A 6,151-nucleotide genomic window follows, 5' to 3' on the forward strand; every position below is an offset into this window, starting at 1 on the left:
CACGGCCTTGAATCCGGACCCGCCATCCTGCTTGACGAAACCGCTTTTCGTTTCTATCTTCTCAATCGAAATTATCTTTTTTCCTGTTCGCCTAATTAAAAGGAGGATGCATGAGTTATATACCTTATGTTGTTGAGCAAACCAGCCGGGGGGAGAGGACTTACGATATATACTCCCGCCTGCTCAAAGATAGAATCATTTTCCTGGGCACGGAGGTCAACGACGTGGTCGCCAACTCCATCATCGCCCAGCTCCTTTTTCTGGAGTCCGACGACCCGGAAAAGGACATCAATTTTTACATCAACTCCCCCGGCGGCAGCGTCACCGCCGGCATGGCCATTTACGACACCATGGCCTACATCAAGCCGGAAATCACCACCGTATGCATCGGCCAGGCGGCCAGCATGGGCGCCGTGCTTCTGGCGGCGGGCAATCACGGCAAGCGCTATTCCCTGCCCAACTCCCGCATTCTGATCCATCAGCCCATGGGCGGGTTCCAGGGCCAGGCGTCGGACATCGCCATTCAGGCTCAGGAAATCCTGCGCATGAAAGAGGCCCTGAACGAAATCCTGGCCTCCCACACGGGCAAACCCTTGGAGCAGGTTCAGCAGGACACGGACCGGGACTATTTCATGAGCCCCGCGGAAGCCAAGGAATACGGCCTCATCGACCACGTGATCCTGAACCGCGAAGACCTTGATTCCCTCGAAGAATAATTATTTCCAGGATTGAACCCGGCCAATCCCCCGTTAAAGGGGGGATTGGCGCCGGGATTGCATGATAATTTGTAAAAATAGTTCCCGGCCAGCTTGCCAAGAACTCAAAGCATGGCTATACTTAAAACCAGACTTTTCCGGTTTTAATTGGCTGGAAATTACGCAAATTCTTTATGGAGATTAGAGAAATATGAGCAAAAAAGGCGACTCCTCGGATCATCTGCGGTGCTCTTTCTGCGGCAAAAACCAGGATGAGGTGAAAAAGCTCATTGCCGGACCCGCCGTATACATCTGCGATGAATGCATTGAATTGTGCAACGAGATCATTGCCGAGGAAACCGAAAAAGGGGCCGTGGACTCCGAATTCCAGGACATCCCCACCCCCAAAGAAATCAAGGCCATGCTCGACGAATACGTCATCGAGCAGGACCACGCTAAAAAAGTGTTGTCCGTTGCGGTTTACAATCATTACAAACGCCTTGACACCGCCTTTGACTCCAAGGACGTGGACATTCAAAAAAGCAACGTCCTGCTCATAGGCCCCACGGGCAGCGGCAAAACCCTTCTGGCCCAGACTCTGGCCAGGTTCCTGGACGTGCCCTTCACCATCGCCGACGCCACGGCTTTGACGGAAGCCGGCTACGTGGGCGAGGATGTGGAAAACATTATCCTCTCCCTGCTCCAAAACGCCGATTACGACGTGGAACGGGCCAAACGCGGCATTGTGTACATCGACGAAATCGACAAAATCGCCCGCAAGTCCGACAACCCCTCCATCACCCGGGACGTCTCCGGCGAAGGGGTCCAGCAGGCCCTGCTGAAAATCGTGGAAGGCACCACGGCAAGCGTTCCTCCCAAGGGCGGACGCAAGCACCCGCAGCAGGATTTCGTCAAGGTGGACACCTCCAACATCCTGTTCATCTGCGGCGGCGCCTTCAACGGCCTGGCCGAGCTGATTCAACGCAGGCAGGGCGAAAAAGTCATGGGCTTCGGCGCCAAGGTGCAAACCAAAACCGAAATGAAGATCGGCGATTTGCTGATCCAGACCCGGCCGGAAGACTTGTTGAAGTTCGGGCTCATCCCCGAATTCGTGGGCCGCTTGCCGGTCATCGCCACCTTGGGCGAACTGGGCGAAGAGAGCCTGGTCAGAATTTTGACGGAGCCCAAAAACGCCCTGGTCAAGCAGTTCCAGAAACTCTTTGAAATGGAAGGCGTCAAACTTCGCTTCACGGACAGCGCCCTTTCCGCCATCGCCAAAGGCGCCCTGGATCGTAAATCAGGCGCCAGGGGCCTGCGGGCTATCGTGGAAAAGGCCATGCTGGATATCCAGTACGAGATTCCTTCCATGGAAAACGTCAAGGAATGCGTCATAGGAGAAGAGGTGGTCATGCACGGCGAAGACCCCATCCTCCTTTTTGAACCCAGTAAAAAGAAAGCCTGATATCACTGACGGAAATAAAACTTTATGTTCAGCATATCCAAGCTCAAAAAGAGCCAGGAAGATGAAGGAGTTCCCCGCATGAATCTTCCCCTGTTGCCCCTGAGGGACATAGTCGTGTTCCCCCATATGGTGGTGCCCTTGTTCGTGGGCCGGGACCAGTCCATAAACGCCCTTTCCGAAGCCATGGCCAAGGATAAAAGCGTTTTCCTGGTCACCCAGAAAAACGCCTCCGTGGACAACCCGGAGGAAAAGGACCTGCACAGAGTGGGCGCCGTGGGAACCGTCCTCCAATTGCTGCGCCTGCCCGACGGCACGGTCAAAGCCCTGGTGGAAGGCAAGTCCCGGGCGAAAATCACCGAATTCATCCGCTCCGAAAGCCACTTCCGGGTGGAGCTGGAGCCCTTGGCCGAACCCGATGTGCAGCAGACCGAGGCGGAAGCCATGGTCCGCACCATCCTGGAAACGTTCAAGTCGTACACCAAGGTCAATAAGAACATTCCCAAAGACCTGATGAACAGCCTCAAGGCCATCACGGATCCGTCCCAACTGGCCGACACCGTGGCTTCCCACTTCCAGTTTAAAATCGAGGACAAGCAAAGCCTCCTGGAAGCCGTGTCGCCCATCGAGCGCCTGACCCTCCTGCTCCAGTTCATGAAGACCGAAATCGCCATCAACGAGATGGAGTTCCGGATCAAGGGCCGGGTCAAAACCCAGATGGAAAAAACCCAGAGGCAGTACTACCTCAACGAGCAGATGCGGGCCATCCGCAAGGAAATGGGCTCCGACGACGAACAGGCCGGCGAAATGGACGAATTGGAAAGGCGCATCAAGAAAAAGCGCATGCCCAAGGAAGCCGCCAACCGGGTGCGTCAAGAGTTCAAAAAGCTCAAACTCATGAGCCCCATGTCCGCCGAAGCCACCGTGGTCAGAAACTACATCGACTGGTTCCTGGCCCTGCCCTGGTACGAACGCTCCAAGGTCCGCACCGACGTGACCGAGGCCGAAAACATCCTGGATCAGGACCACTACGGCCTGGAAAAACCCAAGGAGCGCATCCTGGAATATTTGGCCGTCCAGGCTCTGGTGAAAAAAATCCGCGGCCCCATCCTGTGCCTTGTGGGCCCCCCCGGCGTGGGCAAGACCTCCCTCGCCAAGTCCGTGGCCCGGGCCACCAACAGGAAGTTCGTGCGCCTCTCTTTGGGCGGCGTGCGGGACGAAGCGGAAATCCGGGGACACAGGCGCACCTATATCGGCGCCCTGCCCGGCAAGGTCATCCAGTCCCTTAAAAAGGTGGGGGTGAACAACCCCGTGTTCTGCCTGGACGAAGTGGACAAAATGAGCATGGACTTCCGGGGAGATCCCTCGGCGGCCCTCCTGGAAGTCCTGGATCCGGAGCAGAACTCGTCCTTTAACGACCATTACATGGACGTGGACTACGACCTGTCCGACATCCTGTTCATCACCACGGCCAACACCCTGCCGGACATCCCCCTGCCCCTCCAGGACAGGATGGAGATCATCCGCATTCCAGGGTATACGGAGCTGGAAAAATTCCATATCGCCCGGGGCTACCTTATCCCCAAGCAGTTGAAGGTGAACGGCCTCAACGACGAAATGGTGCAGATCTCCGATAACGCCGTGTACACCATCATTCGCGGATACACCCGGGAGGCCGGGGTCCGCAACCTGGAGCGGGAAATCGCCTCGATTTGCCGCAAGGTGGCGCGCATCATCGTCAAGGATCAGCCCGAAGGCCCGGTGCGGGTCACGACCCAGAGCGTCGGCAAGCACCTGGGGCCCGAACGCTTCCGCCACGGTCAGATCGAACTGGAAGACCGCATCGGCCTGGTCACGGGCCTGGCCTGGACCCAGGTGGGCGGCGAAATCCTGGCCGTGGAAACCGTCACCATGCCCGGCAAGGGCGAACTCATCGTCACCGGAAAACTGGGCGACGTCATGAAGGAATCCGCCCGGGCGGCGGTCAGCTATGTGCGCTCCCGCACTCCCAGGCTGTGCATCGATCCCGAGTTCCATAAAAAGCTGGATATCCATATCCACATCCCGGAAGGCGCCATCCCCAAGGACGGCCCCAGCGCCGGAATCACCATGTGCACCTCCATCGTGAGCGTGCTGACAGGCAGAAAGGTCCGCCGCGACCTGGCCATGACCGGGGAAATCACCCTCCGGGGCAGGATCCTGCCCATCGGCGGGCTTAAGGAGAAAATCCTGGCCGCCCACCGGGCCGGCATCAAGGCCATCCTCATTCCCGAGGAAAACGAAAAGGATCTGGCCGACATCCCGGCCCGCGTTTTAAAGGCCGTCAAGGTCACGCCCGTAGGCCATATGGATCAGGTTTTGGAGCACGCCCTGGTGCTCAAGGAAGGCGAAGCCCTGTTCAATGAGGACGCCGACCTGCCCATGGGCTGCGTGGTCCCCAACGGGGTGGAAAATCCGCCTGAAATGCAGATAAACTAGTGAAATTTCCGGGCCGGCGTTTGCGCATAAACCCGCGCAAACGCTGGCTCTAACAAAAGTTAAAAAAAAGTGTAACCGGGTTGTTTAATTGCTTGACATCCAAAGGCGGAATTGATACTTAACGAGCGCCTTTAGGAAGGGTTTCACCTGAAACAAAGCAACACAAGGAAACCCGGTTTTAGGAGCTTTCAACGCTCGGGCGGGTAGCTCAGTTGGGAGAGCACCGGCCTTACAAGCCGGGGGTCACAGGTTCAAGCCCTGTTCCGCCTACCACGGGGGCGTAGTTCAGCTTTGGTTAGAACGCTGGCCTGTCAAGCCAGAGGTCGCGAGTTCAAGTCTCGTCGTCCCCGCCACACCGATTATGAAGGGATATCAAGGATTTTCTTGGTATCCCTTTTTATTTCGCCCAAATTCTCCCGTTTTCTTCGATTTCCTCAATCTGAACACCTTCAGTTTAATCCCGCATCTCAAAATGACATCCCTCAAGAATCCCATGTCGCCCATTTCTGGCGAACCGTGAAGACGCCCTATTTTCGTCCCTTTCAACCGCTGCGTGCACACTATATGCACACCCTGGAGACGAACATGGGAATTAATCTGTACTGTAAAACCTGCAAAAGCAGCCTATCGCTGCAAACAAAAATCTGCCCTAAATGTGGATCGGCCTTCACCCAAGGAAAGAGATACCGGGTGGTCGTCAAAGGAAGCGACGGCAGGCGCGTCACTAAGCTGGTAGACACCCTCAACATGGCGAAAAACCTCGAAGCTAAACTCAAGACCCAATCCATGGAAAAGAAGCTGCTGGGAATCAGAAGCAGAATCGGAATAGATGAGGCTTGGGACAAGTACATCCTGTGGGCTGAAGAAAACAAGAAAAGCTGGATGGACGATAAACAGCGATGGGAAAAGCATGTCCTCCGGTTTGTCCACGGCAAGACCATGGATTCAGTCGCGCCCCTGGACGTGGACAAGGTAATCTCCACAATGAAGAAAAGCGGATACGCCCCGCAGACCATCAAGCATGTGCTCAATCTTATCAAGCGGGTGTATAACTGGGCGATCCTCATGGACCTGTACTCCGGGGATAATCCCGCCAAACGGACGACGCCTCCCAAGTGCGAGAACCATGTCACCGAGTGTCTGACCAAAGACGAGATTAAGAGCCTGCTGAATACGCTGGACGCCTGGAATAATAAAATGGTGGCTCTGGTCATAAAATTCGCCTTGTACACAGGATGCAGGCGCGGGGAAGTCTTCTCTCTTCGATGGAATGACGTTAGCTTTGCCACGGGAACGATCACCTTGAAAGACACCAAGGGCGGTCAGGATACGACACTCCCCATAAGCAGGGCTGCTATTGAGATCCTGAGGGATGCCAAAGCGATCCAGGCGGGAGCAGGATATCAGTGGGTCTTCCCCAACAGACGTTTTTGGGGACGTCTTTGATTATTTTACTAACTTTGAATATCATTGAAATCACTTACTATTTTTTTGATCAAGTTGACATGGATGGCGGATG

The 6,151-nt window shown here is 55.5% G+C and carries 4 protein-coding genes and 2 tRNA genes; all 6 read left to right on the forward strand.

Going from position 1 to position 6,151, the window contains the following annotated elements; translation table 11 throughout:
* Positions 1 to 110 precede the first annotated feature (110 nt).
* The 6 genes from clpP (at position 111) to BUE18_RS11450 (ending at position 6,078) form a co-directional block, all read left to right on the forward strand.
* Entirely contained in the window at positions 111 to 716 is a 606-nt protein-coding gene (gene clpP, locus BUE18_RS11425; RefSeq protein ID WP_073475753.1) for an ATP-dependent Clp endopeptidase proteolytic subunit ClpP, read from the forward strand.
* 190 nt (positions 717 to 906) lie between these two features.
* Positions 907 to 2,157 (forward strand): ATP-dependent Clp protease ATP-binding subunit ClpX, encoded by a 1,251-nt coding sequence (gene clpX / locus BUE18_RS11430; protein WP_073475755.1) that lies wholly within the window; start codon positions 907 to 909, stop codon positions 2,155 to 2,157.
* A 24-nt stretch (positions 2,158 to 2,181) separates the two neighbouring features.
* On the forward strand, positions 2,182 to 4,632 hold the full coding sequence (lon, locus tag BUE18_RS11435) for an endopeptidase La (RefSeq protein WP_073475757.1): 2,451 nt from the start codon (positions 2,182 to 2,184) through the stop codon (positions 4,630 to 4,632).
* A 197-nt stretch (positions 4,633 to 4,829) separates the two neighbouring features.
* Positions 4,830 to 4,905 (forward strand) — tRNA-Val (locus BUE18_RS11440).
* A gap of 1 nt (position 4,906) precedes the next feature.
* A tRNA-Asp gene (locus BUE18_RS11445) sits at positions 4,907 to 4,985 on the forward strand.
* A 232-nt stretch (positions 4,986 to 5,217) separates the two neighbouring features.
* Positions 5,218 to 6,078 carry a tyrosine-type recombinase/integrase gene (locus BUE18_RS11450; RefSeq protein ID WP_073475758.1) on the forward strand — a complete coding sequence of 287 codons (861 nt, stop codon included), beginning with the start codon at positions 5,218 to 5,220 and terminating at the stop codon, positions 6,076 to 6,078.
* The last annotated feature ends 73 nt before the right edge of the window (positions 6,079 to 6,151 follow it).

The organism is Desulfatibacillum alkenivorans DSM 16219 (assembly GCF_900142135.1).
In the GTDB taxonomy this organism is placed as follows: Bacteria; Desulfobacterota; Desulfobacteria; order Desulfobacterales; family Desulfatibacillaceae; genus Desulfatibacillum; species Desulfatibacillum alkenivorans.